Raw genomic sequence first — 26,392 nt, forward strand, 5'->3', positions numbered from 1 at the left:
CGCCTACTGGCCGGGCTTGTCGCCGGTGTCCGGGGACTTGTCGGACGCGGTGTTCGTGTCGGGGACGGTCGCCTCTTCGGGTGCCTCGGGCTCTTCTGACTCCGACTTCTCGGACACAGCCTTCTCGGACCCCGGCTGCCCCTTCGAGGAGGCATCGTCCTTCGAGGAGGCGTCGTCCGAAGCGGACGCGTCCGATTCGTCGTCGGGATCACGGCGCACGATGACCTCGCGTTCGCCCCGCTTCGCGGCCAGCACGAAGTAGATGACCGCGCCGATGAACACGAGCACGGAAACGAGCACGTTGATGCGCATCCCGAAGACCTCGGTGGCCGGGTCGACGCGCATGATCTCGATCCAGAACCGGCCGGCCGTGTAGCCGGCGACGTACAGCGCGAACACCCGGCCGTGGCCCAGCCGGAACTTCCGGTCGGCCCACACGATCAGCAGCACGACGCCGAGGTTCCAGAGCAGTTCGTAGAGGAACGTCGGGTGCACGATCGCGATCGGGGTGTGGTCCAGCGCGACGCCGGCCAGGTCGTCCTTGAAGCCGGTGTCCGGGTCGACCCGCTCGTAGATCTCCAGGCCCCACGGCAGCGTGGTGGGACCGCCGTACAGCTCCTGGTTGAAGTAGTTGCCGAGGCGGCCGACGGCCTGCGCGGCGACGATGCCGGGGGCCAGCGCGTCCGCCATCGCGGGCAGGGGGATGCCCCTGCGCCGGCAGGCGATCAAGGCGCCCACGCCGCCCAGCGCGATGGCGCCCCAGATGCCCAGGCCACCGTTCCAGATGGCCAGCGCGTCGAGCGGGTTGCGGCCCTCACCGAAGTACTTGTGGTAGTCCGTCGCCACGTGGTAGAGCCGACCGCCGATCAGGCCGAACGGGACGGCGAAGACGGCGATGTCGGTGACGTCGCCCTTCTGCCCGCCACGGGCCACCCAGCGGCGCTCACCCCACCAGATGGCCAGGATGATGCCGAGGATGATGCAGAGCGCATAGGCGCGGATCGGGATCGGTCCCAGTTGCCACACGCCCTGGTCGGGGCTGGGGATCGTCGCGAGGTAAGTCGTCACCACGGCCACCACCGTAGTGGGTGCGCCCGTTCGTCCTAGAGGGACAGCTCGATTGTTACCGGGAAGGGTCGTTCGAGCTTCAGGAACCTGCCCTCGCTGCGCGCGATCTCCACGTACTCGATGCCGTCGAGTTCGTGCAGGGTGGCAACCGGCTCAGCGCCCTTCGGGTCTACGACCAGGTAGAACGGCACTCCGGCCTCGGCGTAGAGCCGCTTCTTGAGGGTGAGGTCCTGGAGCCGAGTGCTCGGCGACAACACCTCTGCTGCCAGCACCAGGTCATCGACCGGCAGCAGCAGCCCGTCGAAGCCCACGTGGTTGACCGTGACATCTGGGATCAGCATTCGACCGCCGGACAGGCCGACATTGAGGCCGGGCAGTGCTTCAAGCGCAGGCGGACAAGCAGCCGCCAACGCAGAGCAGACCCGCCATACGAGCCGCTGGTGCCGGGCGGTGCCGAGGGGGCTCACGAGCAGCGCCCCGTCAACCAGTTCGACGCGCTGCGACCGGTCATCGGGCAGGGCGAGCACTTCTTCAAGGGTCCACGGCCCGTCGTGGTGGAACGACGGAGCGGGATGGTCGAAGTGGCGTTCGTAGTCCGCCGGCAGCGCCATGCGACATCACCTCCGGAGGCAGCCCGACGCACGCCAGTGTCGCACGCTGGGTCGTAGATGGGCTTGATCACGAGCCCAGCATGCCGACGGGCGCCGACGATTTCGGCGGTTCAGGGCCGCCGAACGGCGTAGTTCACTCGAACGTGCGTGCTAAGCGGGTGTTGGCACTTGGCGGACCCCGGTGGCCAAGTCCTCGGTCAGCGCCGCCACGGTGTCGTCCTGCACGGCCGACACGAACGCCGACCCCACGATGACACCGTCCGCGAACGCCGCCAGCTCCGCCGCCTGGGCCCCGTTCCGCACGCCCAACCCGACGCCGATCGGCATGTCCGTGTGCTCACGCACCCGCTTGACCAGCGCCGGAGCGGCCGACGACACGACATCGCGCGCCCCGGTCACCCCCATCACCGACGTCGCGTAGAGGAACCCGCGCGAAGACTTCGCCGCCAGGTCGATGCGCTCACCGCTGGACGACGGCGCGACCAGGAAGATCCGGTCCAGGTCGTGCGCGTCGGTGGCCTCGATCCACGCGGCGCCTTCGTCGGGCACCAGGTCGGGCGTGATCACGCCCAGCCCGCCGGCCGCCGCCAGGTCACGCGCGAACCGGTCCACCCCGTACGCCAGCACCGGGTTCCAGTACGTCATCACGACCGCGCGCCCACCGGCCGCCACCACCGACTCGACCACGCCGAACAGGTCCCGCACCCGGAACCCGCCGCGCAGCGCCTGCTCGGCCGCGCGCTGGATGGTGACGCCGTCCAGGACCGGGTCGGAGAACGGCAGGCCGACCTCCACCAGGTCGCACCCGGCCGACACCATCGTCTTCAGCACGTCCTTCGAGCCCTCGACCGACGGGAAGCCCGCCGGGAGGTACCCGATCAACGCCGCCCGCGACTCGGCCCGACAGGTCGAGAAGACCGAAGCCAGCCTGCTCACGACTCCACCCCCAGGCCGAACCACTTGATCGCGGTGTCCATGTCCTTGTCGCCGCGACCGGACAGGTTGACCAGGATCAACCCTTCCGGCCCCAGTTCACGTCCGAGCACTAGTGCGCCGGCCAGCGCGTGCGCCGACTCGACCGCGGGGATGATGCCCTCTTCCCGGGACAGCAGCGCGAACGCCTCCATCGCCTGGGCGTCGGTCACCGGCCGGTACTCGGCGCGTCCGGTGTCCTTCAGGTGCGCGTGCTCGGGCCCGACGCCGGGGTAGTCCAGGCCGGCCGAGATGGAGTGCGCCTCGGTGATCTGCCCGTCCTCGTCCTGCAGGACGTACGACATCGCGCCGTGCAGCGATCCGGGCGTGCCGGCGGTCAGCGTCGCGCCGTGCCGGGCGGTGTCGATGCCGTCGCCGCCGGGCTCAAGGCCGACGAGCCGCACGGACGGGTCGTCGATGAACCCGTGGAAGATGCCGATGGCGTTCGAGCCGCCGCCGACGCACGCGGCCACCACGTCGGGCAGGCGGCCGGCCTTCTCCAGGATCTGCTGACGCGCCTCGATGCCGATGATCCGGTGGAAGTCGCGCACGAGCACCGGGAACGGGTGCGGCCCGGCCGCGGTGCCCAGCAGGTAGTGGGTGTCCTCGACGTTGGCGACCCAGTCGCGCAGCGCCTCGTTGATGGCGTCCTTGAGCGTGCGCGAGCCGGTCTTCACGGGGATGACCCGCGCGCCGAGGAGGCGCATCCGGGCGACGTTCAACGCCTGCCGCTCGGTGTCGACCTCGCCCATGTAGACGACGCAGTCGAGGCCCATCAACGCGCACGCGGTGGCGGTGGCGACGCCGTGCTGGCCGGCGCCGGTCTCGGCGATGACCCGCTTCTTGCCCATCCGCTTGGTGAGCAGCGCCTGGCCCAGCACGTTGTTGATCTTGTGCGAGCCGGTGTGGTTGAGGTCTTCGCGCTTGAGGAACACCCGCGCGCCGCCCGCGTGCGCGGCGAACTTCGGCGCCTCGGTGAGCAGCGACGGACGCCCCGCGAAGTCGCGCAGCAGCCGGGCGAACTCGTCCAGGAACTCCGGATCGACCCTGGCCTTCTCGTAGAACGCGGCGAGTTCGTCGACGGCGCCGATGAGCGCCTCCGGCATGAACCGCCCGCCCCACGGCCCGAAGTGGCCGCGCTCGTCCGGGTCGTGGGGTGTCGGAGCCAACTGGCCGCGCGACATGCGCTCTCCCTCTACCTGCTCGGTGCTATCGACTGGGCCGGGGGCACGCGGGATGCGATCCCGCGGTCACCAGCTTGTTCACCGCGACCTTGGGGTCGCCGCTCGTCACCAGGCTCTCGCCGACCAGCACCGCGTCGGCGCCCGCGCCCGCGTACGCCATCAGGTCGCCCGGACCGGACACGCCGGACTCGGCGATCTTGATGGTGTCGAAGGGCAGGCCGGGCGCGATCCGCCCGAACACGTCCTTGTCCACTTCCAGGGTGTGCAGGTTGCGGGCGTTCACGCCGATGACGCTCGCCCCCGCCTCCAGCGCGCGGTCGGCCTCCTCGGCCGTGTGCACCTCGACCAGGGCGGTCATGCCGAGCGACTCGACCCGGTCCAGCAGGGCGACCAGGGCGTTCTGCTCCAGCGCCGCCACGATCAGCAGCACCAGGTCCGCGCCGTGCAGGCGGGCTTCGTGCACCTGGTACGGGCTGACGATGAAGTCCTTGCGCAGCAGGGGAACCCCCACCGCCGCGCGCACCGCGTCGAAGTCCGCCAGGGACCCGCCGAAGCGGCGTTCCTCGGTCAGCACGCTGATCGCACGCGCGCCGCCCAGCTCGTACTGCACGGCCAGTTCCGCGGGCTCCGCGATGTCGGCCAGCTGTCCCTTGGACGGGCTGCGCCGCTTGACCTCGGCGATCACGCCGACACCCGGTCCACGCAGGATCGACATCACGTCCTGCGGCGGCGGCACCTTGGTCGCCTTCTCCCTGAGCACGTCGAAGGGCAGTGCCGCCTCACGTGTGGCGAGGTCTTCGCGGACGCCTTCGATGATCGATTCGAGCACGGTCATCCGCGCACCCCGCTCGACTCCGTCAGACCTTCCGGTTCAGTCGCAAGCTCCCGCACGTCATGCTCCCCTTCCCGCCACGAGGATGCTAACCCCGCCGGGACCGGCGTCCGGCCACCGGGGTAGGCCCGTTCGCGCTGCTGACCAAGGCCCTCACGAGCCGACGTGCGCAAACGTGCGGGACCGCTGGTCCGGTCGGCCGCCGGCGCGTGGTCAGTCCCGGTCCGTGGGATCGTCGCCGCGTTCCAGCGCGTGCCACAGGTCGCGCTCGGGATCGGCGTTCTTCTTGGCCGCGCCGGGCGTCTGGTAGCCGCCTCCGAGACGTGGCATGGCGGAACCCCGCACCACGAGCAGCACTCCCGCGGCGACCACGGACAACGCCGCCAGGAGCACCAGGCCGCGGCCGGTCGCCGGTCCGTCGGCGTCCAACCCCTGGAACGCCGCCGCGGCTCCCGCGAGGAGCACGACGACGCCCAGCACGCGCCGCACCCAGCCGCCCAACGCCACCACGGCGGCGATGGCGGCCAGGCACAGCAACGCCAGCGGGGTCAGTGCGGGCACGACGTCCGCGCCGGTCCGGTCCGCCGAGGCGTCCCAGGTGATGCCGGAAACGCCCCACAACGCCGCCGCGCCGAGCAGCAGCAGGGCGACCACGATCCACAGTGGACGCCTGCCCGGCCTCACCCCTGGCCCGTCCGACGCGGGCAAGTCGGGCGTGCCCTCGTCAGGCCTGGGCTCCTCAGCCACCGGCTCGTCGCGCGCGGGCGCGCCAGGCACCGGCTTGTCACGCACCGGCTCGTCGCGCTCTGGCCCGTCGGGCGCGGGCACGTCCGACACCGGCCCATCGCGCTCTGGCACGCCGGACGCGGGCACGTCAGACACGGGCCGGGTCCACCGCCGGCGCCATGGTCCCGGCGGTCGCGATCGCGGAGAGCACCGCGCCCGCCTTGTTCAGGCACTCGTTGTCCTCGGCAACCGGGTCGGAGTCGGCCACGATGCCGCCCCCCGCCTGCACGTACGCCACGCCGTCACGCACCAGAGCGGTGCGGATGGCGATCGCGGTGTCGGCGTCGCCGGCGAAGTCCAGGTAGCCGACGACACCGCCGTACAGCCCGCGCCGAGTGGGCTCCAGCTCCTCGATCAGCTCCATCGCCCGCGGCTTGGGCGCGCCGGACAGGGTGCCCGCCGGGAAGCACGCGGCGACCGCGTCGAACGCCGTCTTCCCGTCCGCCAGCTCGCCGCTGACCGTGGACACGATGTGCATGACGTGGCTGTACCGCTCGACCTTGAAGAAGTCGACCACCGTCACCGAGCCCGGCTTGCACACCCGGCCCAGGTCGTTGCGGCCCAGGTCGACGAGCATCAGGTGCTCGGCGCGTTCCTTGTGGTCGGAGAGGAGGTCCTTCTCCAGCAAGGCGTCCTCCTCCTCGTCCACGCCCCTCCAACGGGTGCCCGCGATGGGGTGCGTGGTGGCCTTGCCGTCGCGCACGGTCACCAGCGACTCCGGGCTGCACCCGACGATGTCGAAGTCGTCCAGCCGCAGCAGGTACATGTACGGGCTGGGGTTGGACGTGCGCAGCACGCGGTAGATGTCGAGCGCGTCGGCCTCGGTGCGCATCTCGAACCGCTGCGACAGCACGACCTGGAACGCCTCACCCGCGCGGATGGCCTCCTTGGCCTTCTCCACCGCCGCGTAGTGCTCCTGCTGCGTGCGGCGGCGGACGAACTCCGGCTTCGGCCGGGCGAACACGGCGGCCGACGGCGGGGCGGCGCTCTGGAGGTCCTGCGTCATCCGGTCGAGGCGGGCCACCGCGTCGTCGTACGCGGCGTCCACACGTTCCGGTGAATCGTCCCAGTTGATGGCGTTGGCGATGAGCGTGACGGTGCCCTCGTGGTGGTCCAGCGCGGCCAGGTCGGTCGCCAGCAGCATGACCAGCTCGGGCACGTTCAGGTCGTCCTCGGTCAGCGACGGCAGCCGCTCCAGCCGGCGGACCGCGTCGTAGCCGATGTAGCCGACCATGCCGCCGGTCAGCGGCGGCAGACCGGGCAGCGGGTCGGTCCGCAGCACCTCGATCGTCTCGCGCAGCGCGGCCAGCGGGTCGCCGCCCTCGGGCAGCCCGACCGGGTGCGGGCCCTGCCAGAACGCCTCGCCGCCGGTCGCGGTCAGCGCGCCGGCGCTGCGCGCGCCGACGAACGACCAGCGTGACCAGGAACGACCGTTCTCCGCCGACTCGAACAGGAACGTGCCCGACCGGTCCGCCGCGAGCTTGCGGTACAGCCCGACCGGCGTCTCCGCGTCCGCCAGCAGCCGCCGCACCACCGGGATGACCCGCCGTTCGGCGGCGAGCTCGCGGAACTCCTCGCGCGTCGGGCTGACCTCGCCCAGACCCACACCTGCACCGATGACGCTCACCATGAGCGACATTGTGCCCGTGGTGTCCGTGCACCCCTTCGACCGGGCTCTATTTCAACGCGCGTTGAAAAACTTGCGGGCCTCACGCATGATGGTGGGGTGAACCCAGGCTCGCAACACACCGAACCGAAGCGCCGTGGCCGGCGGTCGGGCGGCGAGGACACCAAGGCCGCGCTGCTGGCCGCCGCACGCGAGGTGTTCGTCGAACGCGGCTATGAGGGCGCGACGGTCCGGCACATCGCCGCACGCGCGGGCGTGGACGCGGCCATGGTCAACCACTGGTTCGGCGGCAAGGAAGGCCTGTTCGCCAAGGCCGTGCTGCAACTGCCGATCGACCCGAACACGCTGGTCGACCACCTGCTCGACGGCCCGGACGAGGCGATCGGCGAACGGATCGTGCGCACGTTCCTCACCGTCTGGGACCCGATCGGCGGCGGCCCGTTCGCCGCCATGGTGCGCAGCGTGACGTCCCACGACCAGGTCGCCGAGGTGATGCGCGGCTTCTTCGTGAACACCCTGCTGAGGCGGATCGTGGTGCACCTCGACGCGCCCGACGGCGACCTGCGCGCGACCCTGGCCGCCAGCCAGATCATCGGCATGGGCATGGTGCGCTACGTGGTCCGGTTCGAGCCGCTCGCGTCGGCGGACGTGGACACGCTGGTCAAGGCCATCGCGCCCAACGTCCAGCGCTACCTCACCGGGGATCTGGGCTGAGCAGCACGGTCGAGTCGAAGCACGTCGCGTCACCGGTGTGGCAGGCCGCGCCGACCTGGTCCACGACCAGCAGCAAGGTGTCCCCGTCGCAGTCCAACCGCACCTCGTGCACGTACTGGGTGTGCCCGGACGTCTCGCCCTTCACCCACAGCTGCTGACGGCTGCGCGAGTAGTACGTGGCGCGGCGGGTGGTGAGCGTGCGGTGCAGGGCCTCGTCGTCCATCCACGCGACCATCAGCACCTCCCCCGTGCCGCGTCGCTGCGCCACGGCGCACACGAGGCCGTCGGCGGTGCGTTTGAGCCGTGACGCGATGGACGGGTCGAGCGCGCTGGTCAACGCTTTCCTCCGATGAAGTGGATCCGGGCGGGCCGGGTGTTGAGCAGCACGACGGCGAAGACGTGGGCCGCGGAGATGAGACCGGACAGCACGCGGATCCACAGCGCGCCCTGGTTGAGCACGGCGAGCAGGTGGATCAGCGCCACCACACCGAACACGAACGCGGCCGTCAGCCGGGCCGCACGGGGGCCCGCGACCAGGCCGCCGACCGCCAGCAGCTCCAGCACCGCGACGATCACCGGGAACTTGATCCAGCTCGGGTCACCGTCGAGCTGCCACTGGATCGCGCCCATCAGGATGAACGCCAGGCCGCCCACCACGCCGATCAGGATCGCGAGGGCCACCTCGGGGGGCGCGTTGCGGGGAGCGAACATCAGCGCACCTCCACGCCCGCGTCGCGCAGGCTGTTCTTCACGTCGCCGATGCGCAGCGTGCCGAAGTGGAAGACGCTGGCGGCGAGCACGGCGTCCGCGCCCTCGGCCACGGCCGGCGGGAAGTGCTCCAACGCGCCCGCGCCGCCGCTGGCGATGAGCGGCACGTCCACCACCTTGCGGGTCAGCCGGATCAGCTCCAGGTCGAAGCCCGCCTTGGTGCCGTCGGCGTCCATCGAGTTCAGCAGGATCTCGCCGACGCCCAGCTCCTGGCCACGGGCGGCCCACTCGACCGCGTCGATGCCGGTGCCCTTGCGCCCGCCGTGCGTGGTGACCTCGAACCCCGACGGGGTCGGCTTCTCGCCCTCGGGCACACGCCGTGCGTCCACGGACAGCACGATGCACTGGGCGCCGAACCGGCGGGACAGCTCGCCCAGCAGCTCGGGACGTGCGATCGCGGCCGTGTTGACGCTCACCTTGTCCGCGCCGGCGCGCAGCAGCTTGTCCACGTCGTCCGCACTGCGCACGCCGCCGCCCACCGTGAGCGGGATGAACACCTGCTCCGCGGTGCGCCTGACCACGTCGAACGTGGTTTCGCGGTCGCTGGACGACGCGGTCACGTCGAGGAACGTCAGCTCGTCCGCGCCCTCCGCGTCGTAGGCCCGCGCCAGCTCGACCGGGTCGCCGGCGTCGACGAGGTTGGTGAAGTTCACGCCCTTCACCACCCGGCCCCGGTCGACGTCGAGGCAGGGGATCACGCGCACCGCTACTGACATGGGTAAAAGCCTACGGGGGTGCTCCGAGCGGCCGGCTCGCGGTGCCCGACCGCCCGACCGGCGGCGTCGGAGCGGGGGGCCGGCGTGTTCTGAGCGTTGAACTCGGGGGTCCTGAACGTAGGACTCACGGGGTCTGAACGTAGGACTCACGGGGGTTGGAGGTTCGACACGAGGGGCCCGGACGTTCGACTCGCGGTCCCACTTTCGGGGGGATGGGACGTGGGACACGTGCCGAGGGGGCGACGTGGCGGCCAAAGTGTGGTTCACTTATGGAGGTCGCAAGTTTTGTGTTCGTGTTTATCCACGCTCGCGAAACGCGTTTGAGCGTGTGATTCCTCAGGGTCAGCGTTTGGACCGGCCGCAGCGGGTGCGTTCGCCCCGTTGGTAGCTGTATGAGGAGTAAAGCATGGCGCAGGGCACCGTGAAGTGGTTCAACTCGGAGAAGGGCTTCGGCTTCATCTCCCCCGAGGATGGCGGCGCTGACGTGTTCGTCCACTACTCGGAGATCCAGAGCGGCGGCTACCGCAGCCTGGAAGAGAACCAGCGCGTGAGCTTCGATGTCGGCCAGGGTGCCAAGGGCCCCCAGGCCACCAACGTGACGGTCATCTGACCTGAGCGTTACCGGTTGAGCCCCGTTCCCACTTGTGGGGGCGGGGCTCTTCCGCGTTCCGGCCAACGTCGCGCGGCGGCTAACGTTGCGTGACATGGACCTCGCAACCGGCAAGTACCTGCTGCTGATCACCTTCCGCAAGAACGGCGCCGCCGTGCCGACACCGGTCTGGGTGGCGGGCGAGGGCGGCACGTTGTACGCGTGGTCCGCCGCCGACGCGGGCAAGGTCAAGCGCATCCGCCGCTCCGGCGACGTCCGGATCGGCCCGTGCGACATCAAGGGCAAGCCCACCGGCGAGCAGATCCCGGCCACCGCGCGACTGCTCGACCAGGCCGGCAGCGACCGCGTCCGGTCCCTCATCGCCAAGAAGTACGGCGTGATGGGCCGGATCACGCTCTTCGGCAGCCGACTCCGTCGAGGCCGTGAGGGCACCGTGGGCATCGAGATCACGCCGTCAACCTGAAGTTGACCGGCCCACGACCGTCAACCTACAGTTGACGGGTGGTAGCCCCGCCGGTCCAGCTCACGGACCTCATCGTCACCGTCGCGTCGGAACACCCGGACGTGCTCGGGAGACTCACCGCGGCCGTGGAGCTGAGCGGCCAGCTGGACGAGCTGGGTGATCACCTCATCGGCCACTTCGTGGACGAGGCACGGCGCGCGGGCGCGAGCTGGACCGACATCGGCGAGAGCATCGGCGTCACCAAGCAGGCCGCGCAGAAGCGGTTCGTGCCCAAGGAGTCGCCGGACCTGAAGCCGAGCTTCGACCGCTACACCGACCGCGCGCGGCGGGTCGTCGTGCTGGCCCGGCACCACGCCCGGTACAGCGAGCACATCGGCACGGAACACCTGCTGCTCGGGCTCTTGGACGAGTCCGGCGGCCTGGCCGCGAAGACGATCGCCAAGCTGGAGGCGTCGGAGGGCACCACGCGGATGGCCGTGCTCAACGCGCTGGACAGCACGGTCCGGCAGCGGCCCGAGCCGCAGCCGTTCACCACGCACTGCAAGAAGGCGCTGGAACTGGCCGTGCGCGCGTCACTGCGCCACGGCCACACCTTCGTCGGTCCCGAACACCTGCTGCTCGGCCTGCTCGCCGAGGGTGGCGGCACCGCGGCCAAGGCCCTGGACGACACGGGTGTGACCAGGGAGGCCGCGGAGGCCTACATCGTCAAGGAGATCAACGACGCGATCAATCGCGCACGGCGGCCAGCGCCTCCGGGAGCGTGAACGCGCCCGCGTAGAGGGCCTTGCCGACGATCGCGCCTTCCACACCGTCGCGGGACAGCTTCGACAGCGCGATCAGATCGTCCACACTGGACACCCCGCCGGAGGCGATCACCGGCGCGTCGGTGCGTGCGCAGACCTCGCGCAACAGGTCGACGTTCGGGCCCTGGAGCGTGCCGTCCTTGCCGACGTCCGTCACCACGTAGCGGGCGCAGCCGTCGCGGTCCAGCCGCTCCAGCACCTCCCACAGGTCGCCGCCGTCCTTCGTCCAGCCGCGCGCGGCCACCCGGTGGCCCTGGTCGGTGATCCGGACGTCCAGCCCCACCGCGATCTTCTCGCCGTGCTCGGCGACGACCTTCGCGCACCACACCGGGTCTTCCAGCGCGGCGGTGCCCAGGTTCACCCGGGCGCAGCCGGTCGCCAGCGCGGCGGCCAGCGAGGCGTCGTCACGGATGCCGCCGGACAGCTCGACCTTCACGTCGAGCTCGCCGACCACGCGGGCCAGCAGTTCGCGGTTGCTGCCGCGGCCGAACGCGGCGTCGAGGTCGACCAGGTGGACCCACTCGGCGCCGTCGCGCTGCCACGCGCGGGCGGCGTCCAACGGGTCGCCGTAGTTGGTCTCGGTGCCGGCCTCGCCCTGGACGAGGCGAACGGCCAGGCCATCGGCCACGTCAACAGCCGGGAGCAGCGTGAAAGTCACACGAACAGCCTAGTTGAAGCTAGTTGAAGCTCTTCAGCCAGTTCTCCAGCAGCTGGGCACCCGCGTCACCGGACTTCTCGGGGTGGAACTGGGTCGCCCACAGCGGCCCGTTCTCGACCGCCGCGACGAACTCGTCGCCGCCGTGCTCGGCCCACGTCACCAGCGGCGCCTTGAGCGTGTCCGACGGGTCCAGCTCCCACTTGCGCACGCCGTACGAGTGCACGAAGTAGTAGCGAGTGTCCGCGTCGAGGCCGGCGAACAGCTTGGTGTCCTCCGGCGCGCGGACCGTGTTCCAGCCCATGTGCGGCACGACCGGCGCTTCCAGCCGCTCCACCGTGCCCGGCCACTCGCCGCAGCCCTCGGTGCGCACGCCGTGCTCGATGCCGGTCTCGAACAGGATCTGCATGCCGACGCAGATGCCGAGCACCGGACGTCCGCCGGCGAGCCGTTGGCCGATGAGCCGACCGCCCCTGATGGCGTCCAGACCGGCCATGCACGCGGCGAACGCGCCGACACCGGGCACCACCACGCCGTCCGCGTCGAGCGCGGCCCGATGGTCGGCGGTCACCTCCACGTCGGCGCCGACGCGCTGGAGCGCGCGCTCGGCGGAGCGGATGTTGCCGAATCCGTAGTCCAGCACAACGACTCGTGGCACGTCACCAGGTTAGGCCAACGGTGAACCGCCCTGGGTCACCGGGACCACCGGCAGCACCGTGTTGATGGGCAGGCCGGCCCGGTCCGGCAGCGCGGTGACCCACGTGTCGGCGCGGCCCTCGTCCACCAGGGCCCGCACCTCGGCGACGTCCGCGGGCAGGTCGACGGGCAGGGGACGGGCGTCCAGCCGCCACCAGCGCAGCAGGCCGACCAGCCGCCGGGCCGGGCCGGTGGAGCCCGCCCGCTCGCCGTCGGTCCACACCTCAGCACCTGGAGTCCAGCGCACCATCAACGCCGCCGCGCCCGTCTCCCGCACCTGCTCCGCGAGCCTTGCGGCGTCCGCGAACCCGATCTGCCTGCGCGGCAGCAGCACGGTCCCGGACGCCACCGGGACCAGGGCGGCCGGGCCCGCCTCCGCGCGGTGCAGGTTCAGCTGCAACTCCGCCGTCGGCGCGGGTGTCCAGATCAGGGTTCTCGGCACGCTCACAGGCAGAGATCATGCCGCAGCCGCCGGGTGACCGAACATCCGACGCACGGCGGCGGCGATGCCGAGCACGTCGAGGTCGTGCGCCGAATCGTGGTCCTCGGCGGTGCCGTAGGCGCGGAGTTCGGCGTCACGCCGCACGCCGAGGGACCGCAGCCGGTGCGGCACGTCGGCCAGAGCCTCCGCCGCCAAGTGCGCGGACGTGCCCTCCAGGTAGGGCTCGACCAGCAGCACGTCGGCCTGGTCCGCCCGGTCCACCGCCGCCTGGAGACCCGCCGCGTCGAACGGCCGGACGGTGGTCGCGTAGAGCACGGTCACGTCCACGTCCCGGGTCGCCTCCAGCACCTTGTCCAGCATCGGCCCGACGGCCACCACCACGCCCTGCCGTCCGCGCCGCAACTCGGTGAACCCCTCGACCACCGGGTGCGGCGACTCGTTCTCCCGCAGCGACAGGCGGATGTAGATCCGGTCGTCGCGCGCCAGGGCGTCCCGGACGATCGGCCCGACCTCGTCCGGGTGTCCGGGCACCCGGACCGTCCAGCCGGGCAGGGTGTCGAACAGCGCCACGTCACCGGGAGCCTGGTGCGTGCGGCCCCACACGGGGTCGTCGTAGGAGCCGCCGATGCTGACCAGCACGCCGCCGACGTCCTGGTGGCCGAAGTCCAGCTTGATCTGCTCGAACGGCCGTTCGACCAGGAACGGCGCGTAGGTGTGCACGACCGGACGCATCCCGCTCAACGCGAGGCCGCTGCCGACGCTCACCAACGCCTGTTCGCGGATACCCACGTTGATCAGGCGTTCTTGTGGCGTGAACACGTCGCGGGAGATCTCGGCGATCACGACCGCCACCCGCGGGTCGTGCCGCATCACGTCCTCCACGGTGTCCACGAACACCTGTCGCATCGACATCACCAGTCCCCCTTCCGGATCTTCGCCACCACGGCCAGCGGACCTTCGTGCTGCTGCGTGAATGCCTCGTGCAGCGCGTCGTGATCGCGGCCGTCCACTGTGGACGCCTGCCACCCCTCGACCTCGAACCGCTTCGCCACCCCGCCGGGCCACCCGTGCGTGCCGGACTCGTTGTCCACCACCACCGTGACGAGGCGGTCCAGCCCGAGCCGTCCGGCCAGCGCGATGGCCTCGTGGTTACTGCCCTCGTCCAACTCCGCGTCCCCGACCAGCACGAACGTCCGCGCGGCGCGTCCCTGGAGACGCAGGCCGAGCGCGGTGCCGACGGCGATCGGCAGACCGTGCCCCAGCGAGCCGCTGCTGATCTCGACGCCCTTGACCAGGACCCGGTCCGGGTGTTGGCCCAGCGGCGAGTCCCACGCCGTCCAGGTGTCCAGTGTGGACGGTTCGAGGTAGCCCTTCGCGGCCAGCACGGCGTAGTACGCCATCGGCCCGTGCCCCTTCGACAGCAGGAACCGGTCCCGGTCCGGGTCGTCCACCCGGTCCGGCGACACGTCCAGCACCCGGTCGTAGAGCACCCACAGCACGTCCAGGGTGGACGCCGCCGCCCACTCGTGCTTCTCATCCCCTGTCATCCGCCGGAACAACGCGGGTATGTCCGCGAACCCCGACTCCCTCGTGACTGTCATGCCTCCACCAAACAACTTCGACTTAGGTCGAGGTCAACCCATAGGATGGGCACGTGAGCAAGTTGCCGGAGATGTTGACCATCGGTCAGGTGGCCGAACGCAGCGGCGTGCCGCACACCGCGCTGAGGTTCTACGAGGAACGGGGCCTGATCGCGTCCGAGCGCACCACGGGCAACCAGCGGCGGTACCCCCGGCACGTGCTGCGGCGGCTGGCGTTCATCCGCACGGCGCAGCGGGTGGGGCTGTCGCTGGAGGACGTGCACGACGCGTTGGCGACGCTGCCCGACAACCGCACGCCGACCAAGTCCGACTGGAGCAGGCTGTCCGCCAACTGGCAGGTCGAGCTGGACGCGCGGATCGACGCGTTGCGGCGGCTGCGCGACCGGCTGACGTCGTGCATCGGGTGCGGCTGCCTGTCGCTGCGGAGCTGTTCGCTGCACAACTTCGACGACGGGCAGGCCGTGGACGGTCCCGGTGCGCCGAAGCTCAAGCCCGCAGTGGAGGGCGGCACGTGAAATTTGGTTGTGGTGCCGTGCTGCACTGGAAGTCGTGCAAGAGATGAAGCAGATGGTCCGCTTGTCGAAGCGGATGTCCAAGGTCCTGCGCCACGCGCCGGAGGAAGTCGGGCTGACGCTCGACGCGGCCGGGTGGGTGGACCTGGACGATTTGGTGCGCGCCCTGGGCGTGACCCGGGCGCGGGTGCTGGAGGTGGTGGAGGGCAACGACAAGCAGCGGTTCGCGATCGAGGACGACCGCATCCGGGCCAGTCAGGGGCACACCGTGGCGGTGTCGTTGGACCTGCCGGTGGCCGAGCCGCCCGCCGAGCTGTACCACGGGACGATCGGGCGGTTCCTGCCCGACATCCTCCGCGACGGGCTGCGGCCGATGGCGCGGCACGACGTGCACCTGTCCGCGACCGTCGAGACGGCGGTGCGGGTCGGGTCACGGCGGGGGAAGCCGGTGGTGCTGGTTGTCGACGCCGCCGCCATGTCGGCCGACGGGCACGAGTTCCGGGTGAGCGCGAACGGCGTGTGGCTCGCTGCCGCCGTGCCGCCTAACTACCTGCGAGAACACGTCTCGTGAGCCAGTCGAGGCCCGCGACGACCTCGTCCGGGCCGAGGCCGCGCACCTGTCTTTGGTACTGGTAGACCTCGGGGGCGAGGGGCGCCATCAGGGCGTCCACCACGGCCGCCGGGGCGCCGTCGACCAGTGCGGCCACGTGCCGCCGCCAGAAGCCGTAGGCGCCGGCCCGGAACCGCGCCCGGCCCGTCTCCGCGCCGAGGACCAGGTGGAGGTGCCGTTCCAGCAGGGCCACCATGGCCCGGTAGAACGCGGCCAGCCGTTCGTCCGGCGGCGCCCCCGGGCCCAGTGGCGGCGGTCCGCTGAGGATGCGTTCCTGGATCTCGTACTCGTGCTCGTCCAGCAGCGCCTGCGCGATGGACGTCGTGTCCGGGTAACGCCGGTAGAGCGTGGCCCGACCCACGCCGGCGGCCCTGGCGATGTCCTCCATCGTGACGCCGACCGCCCCACCCGCGGCCTCGAACACCTCCTCCGCGGCGGCGAGCACGCGGGCCCGGTTGCGGGCGGCGTCGGCCCGCTCCCGAGGACGACCGACGGTGATGGTGGTCTCACCCGGTGACGACATGTGACCAACCATACGCAGACAGCCAAACCGCCCGCGCCCGCCGTCCTGAACGTTGAACTCGAGGGACACGAGTGTTCGACACGCGGGGCCTGAGTGTTCGACTCGCGCGTGTCGAACACTCAGGCCCCGCGTGTCGAACGTTGAGGTACCCCGAGTTCTACGTTCAGGTCCGGGCGGTCAGAGGAGCCAGGTGAGGGCGGCGCCGGCGGTGACGACGGTGAGGATCAGCAGGATGATCGCCAGGCCTCGGGCGGTCTTCCAGGTGCTGTAGACGCCGCCGATCAGGAAGCCCGCCAGTGCCAGCAGGCCGATGACCACGTATTCCTTGGGCACTAGAGGACGCCCTTGGTGGAGGGGACGCCTCCCACGCGCGGGTCCGGTTCGACGGCGGCGCGCAGTGCCCGGGCGACCGCCTTGAACTGCGCCTCGGTGATGTGGTGCGGGTCCCGCCCGTACTCCACCCGGACGTGCAGCGCGATGCCCGCGTGGAACGCCAGCGAGTCGAACACGTGCCGGTTCAGCACGAACGGGTAGTTACCGCCGATGGTGAAGGTGTTGAACTGCTCCGGCTCGCCCACGTGCACGCAGTACGGCCGCCCCGACACGTCCACCGCCGCGTGCGCCAGCGTCTCGTCCATCGGGATCCACGCGTCGCCGAACCGGCGGATGCCCGCCTTGTCCCCCAACGCCTCCCGCAACGCCTGGCCGAGCACGATCGCCACGTCCTCCACGGTGTGGTGCGCGTCGATCTCCACGTCACCCGTCGCCCGCACGACCAGGTCGAACGACCCGTGCACGCCCAACGCGGTGAGCATGTGGTCGTAGAACGGCACGCCCGTGCCGATCTCGACCTTCCCGGTGCCGTCGAGGTCGATCTCGACGTGCACCGACGATTCCCTGGTGGTCCGCTCCACCTTGCCGACCCGGCTCACCGGCCAACCTCCTTGCTCGCCGCGAGGAACGCGTCGTTCTCCTCCGGAGTACCGACCGTCACCCGCAGATGTCCGACGATGCCGACGTCCCTGATCAGCACACCGCGTTCCAGGTACGACCGCCACGTGGCGTGCGCGTCCTCGAACCACCCGAACAGGACGAAGTTCGCGTCGCTGTGCACGACCGAGAAGCCGAGACCCGCCAACGAGTCCATCACCCGGTCGCGTTCGGCCGCGAGCAGGGCCACCGACCCCAGCGTCTCGGACGCGTGCCGCAGCGACGCCCGCGCGGCGGCCTGGGTCAACGCCGACAGGTGGTAGGGCAGCCGCACGAGCTGCAACGCGTCCACCACGGCGGGAGCGGCGGCGAGGTAGCCCAGCCGACCGCCGGCGAACGCGAACGCCTTGCTCATGGTCCGGCTCACGATCAGCTTGGCCGGGTAGTCGTCGAGCAGCACGACCGCGCTCTCCCGCGACGAGAACTCGACGTACGCCTCGTCCACCACGACCATCCCCGGCGAGGCCTCGATCAGCACGCGCAGGTCGGCCACCGGCAGGCTCTGGCCGGTCGGGTTGTTCGGGCTCGTCACGAACACCACGTCCGGTGCGTGCTCGGCGACGATCTCCGCCGCGCGCTCCACGTCCAGCGAGAAGTCGGCACGGCGGGGCGTCGGCACCCACTCGGTGCGCGTGCCGGCCGCGATGATCGGGTGCATCGAGTACGACGGCTCGAAGCCCAACGCCGTCCGCCCGTGGCCGCCGAACGCCTGGAGGATCTGCTGCAACACCTCGTTCGACCCGTTGGCCGCCCACAGGTTCGCCGACATCAGCGGCACGCCCGTGGACGACGTCAGGTAGGCGGCCAGGTCCTCGCGCAGCGCCACCGCGTCCCGGTCGGGGTAGCGGTGCAGCTCGCAGGCGATGGCGGCGACCTCCCGCACCACGTCCGCCACCAGGGCGGGCGTGGGCGGGTACGGGTTCTCGTTCGTGTTCAGCCGCACGGGCACGTCGAGCTGCGGCGCGCCGTAGGGCGTCCGACCGCGCAGGTCGTCGCGCAGGGGGAGGTCGACCTGCTCCACCCGCGATCCGATCGGCTTCACCGGTTGAACCTCGCCATGACGGCCTGGCCGTGCGCGGGCAGGTCCTCGGCGTTCGCCAGCGCCACGACGTGCGGCGCGACGTCGCGCAGCGCGTCCTCGCTGTAGTCGATCACGTGGATGCCGCGCAGGAACGTCTGCACCGACAGCCCGGACGAGTGCCGCGCGCAGCCGGCCGTGGGCAGCACGTGGTTGGAGCCCGCGCAGTAGTCGCCCAGCGACACCGGCGAGTGCGGCCCGACGAAGACGGCGCCGGCCGCGCGCACCCGCGAAGCCACCTCACGGGCGGAAGCGGTCTGGATCTCCAGGTGCTCGGCGGCGTACACGTCGACCACCCGCAGGCCGTCGTCCACAGTGGACACCAGCACGGTGCCGGACTGCCTGCCCCGCAACGCCGTCCGCACGCGTTCGCTGTGCTTGGTCGCGGCGGTCTGGCGGTCCAGCTCGGCGTCGACGGCGTCCGCCAACTCCTCCGACGTGGTCACCAGCACGCTCGCGGCCAGCGTGTCGTGCTCGGCCTGGCTGATCAGGTCGGCGGCCACGTGCACCGGGTCGGCCGTCTCGTCGGCCAGGATCGCGATCTCGGTCGGCCCGGCCTCGGAGTCGATGCCGATCAGGCCGCGCAGCAGGCGCTTGGCGGCGGTCAGGTAGATGTTGCCGGGACCGGTCACCAGGTCGACCGGCTCCAGCACGCCACCGTCGGTGTCCGTGCCGCCGTAGGCGAGCAGGGCGACCGCGAGCGCGCCGCCGACGGCCCACACCTCGGTCACGCCGAGCAGTGCGGCGGCGGCCAGGATCGTCGGGTGCGGCAGGCCGTCGAACTCCGCCTGCGGCGGCGAGCAGACCACCAGCGACTCGACGCCCGCGAGCTCCGCCGGCACCACGTTCATCACCACGGTGGACGGGTACACGGCCAGGCCACCGGGCGCGTACAGGCCCACGCGGGACACCGGCACCCAGCGCTCGGTCACCGTGCCGCCGGGCACCACCTGCGTGGTCGTGTCGACCCGGAGCTGGTCGGCGTGCACCTTGCGGGCGCGGGCGATGGACTCCTCCAGCGCCGCGCGCACGGCCGGGTCCAGCTCGACCAGCGCGCGTTCCAGCTCGGACGCGGGCACGCGGATCGAGGCGGGCCGGACCTTGTCGAACTTCTCGCCGTGCTCCAGCACGGCCTCGACGCCCCGTTCGCGCACGTCGTCCACCAGCGGCCGGACATGATGCAGCACCGCGTCCACGTCGACCTCGGCGCGCGGAAGCGCGGCACGCAGTTCTGCCGGTGACGGGACCCGACCTCGCAGGTCGATGCGGTTGAGCATGCCTCCAAGGGTAAGCGGTCCCGAATTCCGTCAACTGTCACCCCGCGCGGAACCCGGGACGGTCGCGGCCCCCGAAAACCGGTTCTCAGCTCTCGGGCCACGTGAGTGTGTTCGAGGTGATCCTGGTGTCCCCGAGGTCGACGTAGGCGTAGACCTGCGCCCCCGGCACGTCGTAACGCGTGTCACCGCACACCGCCGCGCCGTTCGCGTCAGCGGTGGTGACGCACGGTTCGCTGAAATCCCGCCCGTCGCCGATGGCGACGACCTCGATCCGGGCGATCGGCGGGAACCCGCTGAGCCGCGTGTCGATCCAGTGGCAACTGGGGCTCTCGCACCGGGCGCTGCCCGTCGGCGCGCCGACGGCGATCTCGATGCGAGGACCGGGCGGCGTGGCGGACGGAACCGGCGGCACGACGCCGAGCACGGGCGCGGCGGGCGACCTGGTCGTCGTCGACGGGGGCAGGGTGGTCGAAGTGGGCGACAAGGCGGCCGGAGCGCCCGACTGGCGGCCGGAGCGCCCTGGGCTCACCACTACCAGCAGCAGGATGAGGACCAGCAGGAAGGCGACGCCGAGCAGGCGGTTCACCACGACCAGACCGTGGCCGACCTTGATCTCCGGGACCGGGTGGTTGTGGACGGTGACCGGCATGCTGCCGACGGAAGCCGGTTGGAACACGGCGCCGACCCGGTCCGAATTCACGACGTTCGAAACCTCGCTCTTCGGGTCCACGGTCTCCCCTGCGCGTTCGGCCCGGACGAGTTCGGGCTGCCGACCTTAGACCATTCAGCCCAATGGACGGCGCGCGCAGCGGTCCAGTCCGTCAACTGTCACCCCGCACCGCGACGGCCAACCCGACAAACGGGGGCTACCTCTGTCCGTCACCACCGGGCCACGCTGCGTGTGCGGCACATCTGGCGCCGCACATCTCCGTCGCAACCCTGCTGATGATGGAGGCTTGATGTTCACCAAGCGCCGCGGCCTTGTGGCCGCCGCACTGGTAGCGGGCGTGACCCTGGTGCTCCCTGTGCACCCAGGGTCGGCACAGCCCTCGACCGAGCAGAACCAGCGGACCGTCTTCGAGATCACCGCGACCAGCCCGGAGGCGCGCACGAAGGTCGCGCGGACCGGCGTCGACGTCCTCGGCCAGGACGGCGACCGGCTGACCGTCATCGCCGAACCGCGGCAGCAACGCGCGCTGCGCGCGACCGGGCTGCCCATGAAGAACACCGGTGACGCCGACGCCCAGCTCGCGGGCCTCGGCAAGGCCGACTTCACCGACCCGCAGGTCGGCGCCCAGGACTTCCCGTCCGGCTACGCCGGCTACCACAACTACGCCGAGATGGTCGCCGAGCTGAACCAGACCGTCCGCGACCACCCGAACCTGGTCACGATGCGCAGCATCGGCAAGTCGTACCAGAACCGGGACCTGTGGATGATCAAGATCAGCGACAACCCGGGCGTGGACGAGGCCGAGCCCGAGGTGCTGTTCACCTGCAACCAGCACGCGCGCGAGCACCTCACCGTGGAGATGTGCCTTCACATCATCAAGCGGTACACGGACAACTACGCGTCCAACGCGGCCGTCAAGAGCGCGGTCGACAGCCGGGAGATCTGGATCATCCCCAGCGTCAACCCGGACGGCGCGGAGTACGACATCGCGACCGGCTCGTTCCGCGCGTGGCGGAAGAACCGGCAGCCGAACTCCACCGCGGTCGGCACCGACCCGAACCGCAACTGGGGCTACCAGTGGGGCTGCTGCGGCGGCTCCAGCGGCAGCGGGTCGAGCGACACGTACCGCGGCACGTCCGCGTTCTCCGCTCCCGAGGTCGCCCGCGTGCGCGACTTCGTGGGCACGCGCGTGGTCGGCGGTGTGCAGCAGATCAAGACGCACATCGACTGGCACACGTACTCGGAGCTGATCCTCTGGCCGTACGGCTACACGTACGCCGACACGGCCGCCGGTCTGGACGCCACGCAGGCCAACGTGTTCCAGACCATGGGCCGGCGGATGGCGTCGCTGAACGGGTACACGCCGCAGCAGGCCAGCGACCTGTACATCACCGACGGCAGCGTGGACGACTGGATGTGGGCCGCGCACAAGATCTGGAGCTACACGTTCGAGATGTACCCCAGGTCGGCGAGCGGCACCAGCGGCTTCTACCCGCGCGACACCGTGATCGCGGCGCAGACCTCGCGCAACGACACGGCGGTCCAGTTGTTCCTGGACTACTCCGACTGCGTCCCGCGCATCACCGGGCGCACCTGCTGACGGCCTCCACGGCCTGATCCACCTGCTCGGGCTGGACGAAGTAGTGGGGCGACGCCCGCACGACCTCGTCCAGCCCGCGCCGGGTCATGTCCAGCAACGTCGAGGACGCCGAGCTGACGGTGACCGTCACACCTTCACGAGCCAGTCGGTCACGCACGTCGGCCGCGCCGACGCCGTCCACGGTGAACGTGACGATGCCCGCCATGCGCTCGCCCACGTCCCGCACCGTGACGCCCGGCAAGGCACTGAGTCCGGCACGCAGCCGGCCCGCCCGGTCGGCGACCTCGCGTTCGATCACGTCCAAGCCCTTGGCCAGCGCGTGCCTGGCCGCGGCGATGAGGCCGAGCCGGGCGGCGATGTTCGCCTCCCAGATCTCGTAGACCCTGGCGTCCTCGCGCAGCCGGACGTCGTGCGGCCCGACCCACTCGGCGCTGTGCAGGTCGATCAGCCTCGGCCGCATCCGCCGTGCCGCCTCACGCCGGACCACCAGCGCGCCCGTGCCGCGCGGGCCGCGCAGCCACTTCCGGCCGGTGCAGCTGATCAGGTCGACGCCCAGCTCGTCGGCACGCACCGGCATCTGCCCGATCGATTGGCACGCGTCCAGCAGCACCAGCGCGCCCACGTCGTGCGCCGCGTCGGCGACCTCGCGAGCCGGGTTCACCAGGCCGCTGTTCGTCGGCACGTGCACCAGCGACACGAGCTTGACCCGCTCGTCCAGCATCTCCTTCAACGCGCCCACGTCGATCTGCCCGGACGAGTCGGACGGCACCGCCTCGGCGATCGCGCCCACCTCGCGGGCCCGGTGCAGGATGGGGATCGCGGTGCCCGCGTACTCGGCCTCGCTGTAGAGCACCCGGTCGCCGGCGGCCAGCGGCACGGCGTCGAACGCGGTCAGCCAGGCACGGGTGGCGCTGTCGGTGAACGCGATCTCGTCCGGCTCGGCGCCCAGCAGCTCGGCGAACACCCCGTAACCGGCTTCAAGGTCGTCCTCGCGTTCCCGCGCGGCGACGTAGCCGCCGATCTCGGATTCCCGGCGCAGGTGCGCGAAGACCTCCGCCGACACCTCCTCCGGCGGCAGCGAGGAACCAGCTGAGTCGAGGAAGATCGTCATCGGGGCGTCCACTTCTCCAGGTTCCACCAGGGTCCCCAGGACAACGCGCCGTGGGCGTACGGGTCCACGACCTCCTGGTAGCCGTTCCAGTTCTCCCGCATCACGTACGTGTGCTGCACCGACGCGAGCACCACCATGCCCGGAGCCGCCGCGTACGCCCGCTGGAACTGCTTGTACGCCGCCGCCCGCTGGGCCGGGTCCAGCAGTGAGCGCCCGGTGTCCAGGGCCGCGTCGACCTGCGGGTTCGAGTAGCCCCACGGGTTGCCGGTGTGCAGCGGCTGGTAGGTCATCAGGTCCGGGTCGAACGGGGTGCCGGCGCCGTGCAGCAACGCGTCCACGCCGAGCCTGGGCGTGACGGCCTCCCAGCTCAGGCCGGCCAGCTGCACGTCGATCCCGACCGCCTTGGCGTCCGCCGCGAACGCGGTGGCCAGGTCGGCGCGCACCACGTCGCCGATCGGGTACATCAGCGTGAACCGGGCCGGCACGCCGTCGCGCGCACGCACGCCATCGGTGCCGCGCGCCCAGCCTGCCTGGTCCAGCAGCAGCTCGGCCTGCGCCTTGTCGTGCTCGAACCGCGCGCCGGTCTCCACGAACTCCGGCAGCGTGTCCGGCACCGGCGTGCTCACCGGCGAGCCCTTGCCGCCCAGCAGGTTGTCGACCATGCCCTTGCGGTTGACCGCGTGGTTCAGCGCCATCCGGATCGCGGCGTCGCCCGTCACCTGGCCGCCGCCCGGAAGGGTGATCGCACGCAGGTCGGCACTGCGGTGTGTGACGACCCGCATACCGTTCGTGGTGCCGAAGGACGCGGCCAGCCGGGGCGGCAGCACCGTGCCGTCGAACTCCCCCGCCTGCATCCGCTGGGCCCGGGTGTTGTCGTCCGGCACGAACACCACGGTCAGCTTGCGGATCTTCGGCTCACCGCCGAAGTACGAGGCGTTGGCCTCCAGCACCATCCGGTCGCCCTTGCGCCACTCCGCCAGCCGGTACGGGCCGGTGCCGACCGGCTGGACGTCCCGCAGCGGGACGCCGAGCGCCTCGCTGGGCAGGATGCCGAGCACGAGCATGTGCGGGAACGCCGCCCACGGCTTGGCCAGCGCGAACCGCACCGTGCGCACGTCCAGCTGCTCCACTCCGGTCAGCTCGGGGTACGCGGCGCGCTCGGTCGAGCCGGACGCCGGGTCCAGCAGCGTCCGGTAGGTGGCCACCACGTCCTCGGGGCCGAACGCCGTGCCGTCCGCGAACTTGACGTCGTCGCGCAGCCTCACCGTCCAGCTCAGCCCGTCCGCGGCGGGCGCGGGTGCGCCGACCGCGAGCTGGGGCCGCACCGAGCCGTCCGCGCGGTGCTCCACCAGGCCGTCGTACAGCTTGGACACGCCCTCGCGGCCGTAGCCGAGCAGCGGGTTCAGCGTGGTCGGCTCGACCGGGTCGGCCAGCACGATCGCGCTGCCGTCCGCGGTGCCCTCGGCGTTCGGTGTGGTCGTGCCGGTGCACCCCGCAACGGCAAGGACGGCTGTGACGACAAGCAGGGGCAGTAGGGGGCGCACGAGTCCCGACACTACCTAGAGTGGGCGACATGCGTGTCGCCCTCTGTCAGATCAACTCCTCCACCGATCCGACGGCGAACCTCGACCTGGTGCGTTCGGAGACGAAACGCGCGGCGGCCGGCGGCGCGCGGGTGGTCGTGTTCCCCGAGGCCACGATGTGCCGCTTCGGGGTGTCACTCGGTCCGGTGGCCGAGCCCCTGGACGGGCCGTGGGCGAGCGCGGTGCGTGACATCGCCGACGAGCACGGCGTGGTCGTCGTGGCGGGCATGTTCACCCCCTCGCCAGATGGCCGCGTGGCGAACACCCTGCTGGTCACCGGCGGTGGGCGGCACCTGGGTTACGACAAGATCCACTTGTTCGACGCGTTCGGGTTCGCCGAGTCGCGCACCGTCGCGCCCGGCTCCGAGCCCGTCGTGGTGGAGGTCGACGGCGTCACGTTCGGCCTGGCCACGTGCTACGACGTGCGGTTCCCGGAGCTTTTCCGGGCGCTGGCGGACCTGGGCGCGACGGCAGTGCTGCTGTGCGCGTCGTGGGGCGCCGGGCCGGGCAAGCGGGACCAGTGGGAGCTGCTGGTGCGGGCCAGGGCGTTGGACTGCACGTCGTGGGTGCTGGCGTGCGGCCAGGCCGACCCCGGCGTCGACCACGGCGGCGCGCCCACGGGGATCGGCTTCAGCGCGGTGGTCTCACCCCTGGGTGGCGTGGTCGAGCGGTTGGCCGGCGAACCGGGCCTGATCCTGACCGAAGTGGACACCCAGAGTGTCACGGAGGCGCGGCGGACCCTGCCGGTCCTGGGCAACCGTCGGCTCTGAATATCTTTCGGGGGAACCCCCCATCACACAATCGGGTGGCAGCCGAATAGGTGGCCCTTTACCCCGGGAATCCTTGCGCGGAAGTAAAAACACACGCGAAGGGGACTCTGGCCATGATCAACCAGGCCGAAGTGGACCGTCTGTACGACTGTGAAGTGATCGATGAGCACGGTGAGCGCATCGGCTCGGTGAAACAGGTCTGGCTCGACGACCGCGACGGTCGGCCGATGTGGGCCTCGGTGCACACCGGCCTGTTCGGTCTCAAGGAGTCGTTCGTGCCGATCCAGGACGCGACCCTCGGCAACGGCGTTGTCACCGTGCCCGTGGAGAAGCAGCAGGTGAAGGACGCGCCGCGGATCGACGTGTCGGACCAGCACATGTCCGACCGGCAGCAGGACGAGCTGTACGAGTACTACGGCTTGATCCCGTCCCACCGCACCGCCGAGCACGACCGGCTCCCGGGCCGGGGCCGTGCCGACACGGCGCCCATGGCGGGCGGCCGGACGACCACCGGGCAGACCGGCCAGCGCATGCCGGGCGACCGGATGGCGACCGGGCGCGGGCCCAGCCGGATGCCCGAGCAGACCACCGGGCAGACCGTCGCCGGTCAGACCACGACAGGACGGACGGCGGCCGGACAAACGGCGGCCGGACAGACCGCTGGTCAGCGGGGCAGGCACGAGGCCCGGACCGGTGACGCGGTCACGCGGTACGAGGAAGACATCGAAGTCGGCACCCGCGAGTCGGAGGCCGGCCGGGTGCGGCTGGTCAAGCACGTGGTGACCGAGCAGAAGGACGTCACCGTGCCGGTCACGCACGAAGAGGTCCGCGTGGTGCGCGAACCCGCCGACGGCGAGCCGACCGGGAAGGCGTTCACCGAGGAGGAAGCCGAAGTCACGCTGCGCCGGCAGGAGCCGGTGGTCGAGAAGAAGGTCAAGCCGGTGGAGAAGGTCCGGCTGGAGAAGGAGACCGTCACCGAGCAGGAGCACGTCCGCGGCCAGGTCCGCAAGGAGCGCGTGGACGTGGAGCGCGACGAGCCGACCATGCGGCGCGACGACAAGATGATGCGGCCCGACGAGACCAAGCGGCGCGACACCACCTGAGCCAGGGCGTACCCGCG

General features: G+C 71.1%; 32 protein-coding genes. 9 read left to right on the forward strand and 23 right to left on the reverse strand.

Features of this window, described 5'->3' with window-relative positions; translation table 11 throughout:
• Positions 1–3: 3 nt before the first annotated feature.
• The 7 genes from lgt to F4560_RS23895 all read right to left on the reverse strand — a co-directional run bounded on the left by lgt (position 4) and on the right by F4560_RS23895 (position 7,083).
• Entirely contained in the window at positions 4–1,068 is a 1,065-nt protein-coding gene (gene lgt, locus F4560_RS23865) for a prolipoprotein diacylglyceryl transferase (RefSeq protein ID WP_184923352.1), read from the reverse strand.
• 35 nt (positions 1,069–1,103) lie between these two features.
• On the reverse strand, positions 1,104–1,679 hold the full coding sequence (locus F4560_RS23870; protein ID WP_184923354.1) for a Uma2 family endonuclease: 576 nt from the start codon (positions 1,677–1,679) through the stop codon (positions 1,104–1,106).
• Positions 1,680–1,829: 150 nt separating this feature from the next.
• Positions 1,830–2,615 carry a tryptophan synthase subunit alpha gene (gene trpA, locus F4560_RS23875; RefSeq protein ID WP_184923356.1) on the reverse strand — a complete coding sequence of 262 codons (786 nt, stop codon included), beginning with the start codon at positions 2,613–2,615 and terminating at the stop codon, positions 1,830–1,832.
• A complete protein-coding gene (trpB, locus tag F4560_RS23880; protein WP_184923358.1) occupies positions 2,612–3,835 on the reverse strand; it encodes a tryptophan synthase subunit beta in 1,224 nt (407 codons plus the stop codon). The genes trpA and trpB overlap by 4 nt, the downstream gene beginning before the upstream one ends.
• A gap of 25 nt (positions 3,836–3,860) precedes the next feature.
• Positions 3,861–4,670, reverse strand: coding sequence for an indole-3-glycerol phosphate synthase TrpC (gene trpC, locus F4560_RS23885; RefSeq protein WP_184923360.1), 810 nt, complete (start codon positions 4,668–4,670; stop codon positions 3,861–3,863).
• Positions 4,671–4,880: 210 nt separating this feature from the next.
• Positions 4,881–5,549 (reverse strand): Trp biosynthesis-associated membrane protein, encoded by a 669-nt coding sequence (locus tag F4560_RS23890; protein ID WP_312869446.1) that lies wholly within the window; start codon positions 5,547–5,549, stop codon positions 4,881–4,883.
• Positions 5,542–7,083 carry an anthranilate synthase component I gene (locus F4560_RS23895; RefSeq protein WP_184923363.1) on the reverse strand — a complete coding sequence of 514 codons (1,542 nt, stop codon included), beginning with the start codon at positions 7,081–7,083 and terminating at the stop codon, positions 5,542–5,544. The genes F4560_RS23890 and F4560_RS23895 overlap by 8 nt, the downstream gene beginning before the upstream one ends.
• Positions 7,084–7,179: 96 nt before the next feature.
• Between F4560_RS23895 and F4560_RS23900 the strand changes: the two genes are divergently transcribed.
• The gene (locus F4560_RS23900; protein ID WP_184923365.1) at positions 7,180–7,794 is read left to right on the forward strand and encodes a TetR/AcrR family transcriptional regulator; all 615 of its coding nucleotides are present in this window, start codon (positions 7,180–7,182) and stop codon (positions 7,792–7,794) included.
• On the opposite strand, the gene hisI is transcribed toward F4560_RS23900, so the two are convergent.
• Genes hisI through hisF form a run of 3 tightly spaced genes read right to left on the reverse strand, consistent with a single transcriptional unit; the run spans position 7,775 to position 9,278 of the window.
• Entirely contained in the window at positions 7,775–8,131 is a 357-nt protein-coding gene (gene hisI / locus F4560_RS23905; RefSeq protein ID WP_184923367.1) for a phosphoribosyl-AMP cyclohydrolase, read from the reverse strand. The two genes, F4560_RS23900 and hisI, sit on opposite strands and share 20 nt — an antisense overlap.
• Positions 8,128–8,505: a hypothetical protein gene (locus F4560_RS23910; protein ID WP_184923369.1), complete on the reverse strand. Its 378-nt coding sequence runs from the start codon at positions 8,503–8,505 to the stop codon at positions 8,128–8,130. Before F4560_RS23910 ends, hisI begins: the two co-directional genes overlap by 4 nt.
• A complete protein-coding gene (hisF, locus tag F4560_RS23915; protein ID WP_184923371.1) occupies positions 8,505–9,278 on the reverse strand; it encodes an imidazole glycerol phosphate synthase subunit HisF in 774 nt (257 codons plus the stop codon). Before hisF ends, F4560_RS23910 begins: the two co-directional genes overlap by 1 nt.
• Before the next feature lie 406 nt (positions 9,279–9,684).
• On the opposite strand from hisF, the gene F4560_RS23920 reads away from it, so the two are divergent.
• From F4560_RS23920 to F4560_RS46270, 3 genes are all read left to right on the forward strand, one after another.
• Positions 9,685–9,888, forward strand: coding sequence for a cold-shock protein (locus F4560_RS23920; RefSeq protein WP_033437808.1), 204 nt, complete (start codon positions 9,685–9,687; stop codon positions 9,886–9,888).
• A gap of 94 nt (positions 9,889–9,982) precedes the next feature.
• Positions 9,983–10,351 (forward strand): PPOX class F420-dependent oxidoreductase, encoded by a 369-nt coding sequence (locus F4560_RS23925; RefSeq protein WP_184923373.1) that lies wholly within the window; start codon positions 9,983–9,985, stop codon positions 10,349–10,351.
• A gap of 38 nt (positions 10,352–10,389) precedes the next feature.
• Positions 10,390–11,115, forward strand: a complete 726-nt coding sequence (locus tag F4560_RS46270; RefSeq protein ID WP_184923375.1) for a Clp protease N-terminal domain-containing protein — start codon at positions 10,390–10,392, stop codon at positions 11,113–11,115.
• Here F4560_RS46270 and priA read toward each other — a convergent pair.
• From priA to F4560_RS23955, 5 genes are read right to left on the reverse strand one after another with little or no spacing between them, the layout of a single operon-like run.
• Complete coding sequence (gene priA, locus F4560_RS23935; RefSeq protein ID WP_184923377.1) at positions 11,078–11,812, reverse strand: bifunctional 1-(5-phosphoribosyl)-5-((5-phosphoribosylamino)methylideneamino)imidazole-4-carboxamide isomerase/phosphoribosylanthranilate isomerase PriA; 735 nt, start codon at positions 11,810–11,812, stop codon at positions 11,078–11,080. The two genes, F4560_RS46270 and priA, sit on opposite strands and share 38 nt — an antisense overlap.
• 19 nt (positions 11,813–11,831) lie before the next feature.
• Positions 11,832–12,467: an imidazole glycerol phosphate synthase subunit HisH gene (hisH, locus tag F4560_RS23940; protein ID WP_184923379.1), complete on the reverse strand. Its 636-nt coding sequence runs from the start codon at positions 12,465–12,467 to the stop codon at positions 11,832–11,834.
• Positions 12,468–12,476: 9 nt separating this feature from the next.
• Entirely contained in the window at positions 12,477–12,953 is a 477-nt protein-coding gene (locus tag F4560_RS23945; protein ID WP_184923381.1) for a hypothetical protein, read from the reverse strand.
• A gap of 9 nt (positions 12,954–12,962) precedes the next feature.
• Entirely contained in the window at positions 12,963–13,859 is an 897-nt protein-coding gene (locus F4560_RS23950; RefSeq protein ID WP_184929353.1) for a transketolase family protein, read from the reverse strand.
• Entirely contained in the window at positions 13,859–14,548 is a 690-nt protein-coding gene (locus tag F4560_RS23955; protein ID WP_184923383.1) for a thiamine pyrophosphate-binding protein, read from the reverse strand. The genes F4560_RS23950 and F4560_RS23955 overlap by 1 nt, the downstream gene beginning before the upstream one ends.
• 71 nt (positions 14,549–14,619) lie before the next feature.
• Between F4560_RS23955 and soxR the strand changes: the two genes are divergently transcribed.
• On the forward strand, positions 14,620–15,063 hold the full coding sequence (soxR, locus tag F4560_RS23960) for a redox-sensitive transcriptional activator SoxR (RefSeq protein ID WP_221484556.1): 444 nt from the start codon (positions 14,620–14,622) through the stop codon (positions 15,061–15,063).
• Positions 15,064–15,106: 43 nt separating this feature from the next.
• Complete coding sequence (locus tag F4560_RS23965; protein WP_246478714.1) at positions 15,107–15,631, forward strand: RNA 2'-phosphotransferase; 525 nt, start codon at positions 15,107–15,109, stop codon at positions 15,629–15,631.
• Here the strand turns inward: F4560_RS23965 and F4560_RS23970 are convergent.
• The 6 genes from F4560_RS23970 to F4560_RS23995 all read right to left on the reverse strand — a co-directional run bounded on the left by F4560_RS23970 (position 15,603) and on the right by F4560_RS23995 (position 20,238).
• Positions 15,603–16,193, reverse strand: coding sequence for a TetR/AcrR family transcriptional regulator (locus F4560_RS23970; protein ID WP_184923387.1), 591 nt, complete (start codon positions 16,191–16,193; stop codon positions 15,603–15,605). The genes F4560_RS23965 and F4560_RS23970 overlap by 29 nt on opposite strands.
• A gap of 177 nt (positions 16,194–16,370) precedes the next feature.
• Positions 16,371–16,526 (reverse strand): CG2302 family histidine operon protein, encoded by a 156-nt coding sequence (locus F4560_RS23975; RefSeq protein WP_184923389.1) that lies wholly within the window; start codon positions 16,524–16,526, stop codon positions 16,371–16,373.
• Complete coding sequence (gene hisB, locus F4560_RS23980; RefSeq protein WP_184923391.1) at positions 16,526–17,125, reverse strand: imidazoleglycerol-phosphate dehydratase HisB; 600 nt, start codon at positions 17,123–17,125, stop codon at positions 16,526–16,528. Before hisB ends, F4560_RS23975 begins: the two co-directional genes overlap by 1 nt.
• Positions 17,122–18,225, reverse strand: coding sequence for a histidinol-phosphate transaminase (locus F4560_RS23985; RefSeq protein ID WP_184923393.1), 1,104 nt, complete (start codon positions 18,223–18,225; stop codon positions 17,122–17,124). Before F4560_RS23985 ends, hisB begins: the two co-directional genes overlap by 4 nt.
• Entirely contained in the window at positions 18,222–19,538 is a 1,317-nt protein-coding gene (gene hisD / locus F4560_RS23990; protein ID WP_184923395.1) for a histidinol dehydrogenase, read from the reverse strand. Before hisD ends, F4560_RS23985 begins: the two co-directional genes overlap by 4 nt.
• A gap of 85 nt (positions 19,539–19,623) precedes the next feature.
• Positions 19,624–20,238 (reverse strand): hypothetical protein, encoded by a 615-nt coding sequence (locus F4560_RS23995; RefSeq protein WP_184923397.1) that lies wholly within the window; start codon positions 20,236–20,238, stop codon positions 19,624–19,626.
• A gap of 259 nt (positions 20,239–20,497) precedes the next feature.
• On the opposite strand from F4560_RS23995, the gene F4560_RS24000 reads away from it, so the two are divergent.
• The gene (locus F4560_RS24000) at positions 20,498–21,808 is read left to right on the forward strand and encodes a M14 family metallopeptidase (RefSeq protein WP_184923399.1); all 1,311 of its coding nucleotides are present in this window, start codon (positions 20,498–20,500) and stop codon (positions 21,806–21,808) included.
• On the opposite strand, the gene F4560_RS24005 is transcribed toward F4560_RS24000, so the two are convergent.
• Both F4560_RS24005 and F4560_RS24010 read right to left on the reverse strand, forming a co-directional pair.
• Entirely contained in the window at positions 21,789–22,919 is a 1,131-nt protein-coding gene (locus tag F4560_RS24005; protein ID WP_184923401.1) for an aminotransferase class V-fold PLP-dependent enzyme, read from the reverse strand. The genes F4560_RS24000 and F4560_RS24005 overlap by 20 nt on opposite strands.
• Positions 22,916–24,463: an ABC transporter substrate-binding protein gene (locus tag F4560_RS24010; RefSeq protein ID WP_312869447.1), complete on the reverse strand. Its 1,548-nt coding sequence runs from the start codon at positions 24,461–24,463 to the stop codon at positions 22,916–22,918. Before F4560_RS24010 ends, F4560_RS24005 begins: the two co-directional genes overlap by 4 nt.
• A 29-nt stretch (positions 24,464–24,492) precedes the next feature.
• Here F4560_RS24010 and F4560_RS24015 point away from each other — a divergent pair, with 29 nt between their 5' ends.
• Positions 24,493–25,272 (forward strand): carbon-nitrogen hydrolase family protein, encoded by a 780-nt coding sequence (locus F4560_RS24015; RefSeq protein WP_184923405.1) that lies wholly within the window; start codon positions 24,493–24,495, stop codon positions 25,270–25,272.
• Between the two features lie 113 nt (positions 25,273–25,385).
• Complete coding sequence (locus tag F4560_RS24020) at positions 25,386–26,375, forward strand: DUF2382 domain-containing protein (protein WP_246477876.1); 990 nt, start codon at positions 25,386–25,388, stop codon at positions 26,373–26,375.
• Positions 26,376–26,392 lie beyond the last annotated feature (17 nt).

This window comes from Saccharothrix ecbatanensis, from assembly GCF_014205015.1.
Lineage (GTDB): Bacteria > Actinomycetota > Actinomycetes > Mycobacteriales > Pseudonocardiaceae > Actinosynnema > Actinosynnema ecbatanense.